The following is a 1,255-nucleotide window of genomic DNA, read 5'->3' on the forward strand; positions in this document are numbered from 1 at the left end:
ACAAGTTGTAATTGGAAATAAGGTCACCTTACAAGCTAATTCTTTCAAATATAAAGAGATTGCAGAGGCAGATGTAGCCGATCAAAGATTTGTAGGGCGAATCGAAGCCATCGAAAAGATTGGCACTCAAACAGTAACCGGGAAACCTGGTTATGTGGGCGGAATGCTTGATTTAGTCGTTATCAGAGTAGAACAAAACTAATAATCATAACTTGGAGGTTAATTAATGAAACAAGATCTTGTGAAATTGGGTATTGATTTATATAAAAACAGAGTTACGGATTACTCAAATAATCAGGCAAATGATGTTATCCGTAAAGCATTTGTAGAGATTATCGGTACTGACAAACCAAACTTTAGTCAATTTAGACGCTATAAGAATGATATCTTCGAAATTATTGAAGAGGTACTTGATCAAACAATTACCGATGGTATGATTGCCAGCCCTTTCTTCGAACAATTCGTGGATTACCGTGATTTAGCTCTTGGTGATACCAATGAATTTTATGTTGAAGATAGAACAATGCTGGTAGCAGCGCGCCATTCAGGTAACCATTGGAGCATCAGACGGCAAAAATTGAATATTGGGGATACCTTTACTGTACAAACTGAGCCGTATGCTATTGCAATTTACACTGACTTCAAACGGTTCTTAGCCGGTCGCATTGATTGGGACGCTTTCATCAAAAAAGTAAGTGAAGCATTCACTCAGGAGTTGAATTCACGTATCTATACTGAATTCATGGCTTCTATGGCATACTTACCTGCCGAGTTCAAACAGACTGGCACCTATAATGACGCAACACTAATTGAGCAGGCAGAGCATGTTCAAGCAGCAAACCAAGGATCTCAAATCATTATTGCTGGAACACGCACAGCATTGTCTAAACTATCCGGTGCTACTACTCTCATGAGTGAAAATATGAAAGATCAAATTAACAAAAACGGTGTTCTCTCCGTTTGGAACGGATACTCCCTCCTTCCTATCCCTCAAAGCCACAAACCAAACACTTTTGAATTCCAAATTGCAAATGATCGTTTGATGGTTCTACCAGCCAACGCCAAACCTATTAAGGTTGTCAAAGAAGGAACTCCTTTTATTAAAGAAGTATCCGATGGTACAACCAACCAAGATATGTCTATGGAGTACAAATTCATTACTCAATACGGAGTGGACACAGTATTTAACGTAATGTACGGTATGTATCAATTTGCATAATATGAGGGCTAAATAGCCCTCATATATTTTTGATGA

The 1,255-nt window shown here is 38.3% G+C and carries 2 protein-coding genes; both read left to right on the forward strand.

The genetic code is table 11. The features are described from left to right. A partial coding sequence (locus ACFVXH_RS41345) for a hypothetical protein (RefSeq protein WP_387831241.1) occupies positions 1 to 202 on the forward strand: 202 nt, incomplete at its 5' end. A gap of 24 nt (positions 203 to 226) precedes the next feature. Then, entirely contained in the window at positions 227 to 1,219 is a 993-nt protein-coding gene (locus tag ACFVXH_RS41350) for a hypothetical protein (RefSeq protein ID WP_014417872.1), read from the forward strand. The last annotated feature ends 36 nt before the right edge of the window (positions 1,220 to 1,255 follow it).

The sequence above is a fragment of the Kitasatospora sp. NPDC058184 genome (assembly GCF_042883725.1).
Lineage (GTDB): Bacteria > Actinomycetota > Actinomycetes > Streptomycetales > Streptomycetaceae > Kitasatospora.

What these genes read in the sequence shown, in the direction of transcription:
- ACFVXH_RS41350 (WP_014417872.1), top strand. Translation starts at nt 227, where the DNA reads ATGAAACAAGATCTTGTGAAATTGGGTATTGATTTATATAAAAACAGA.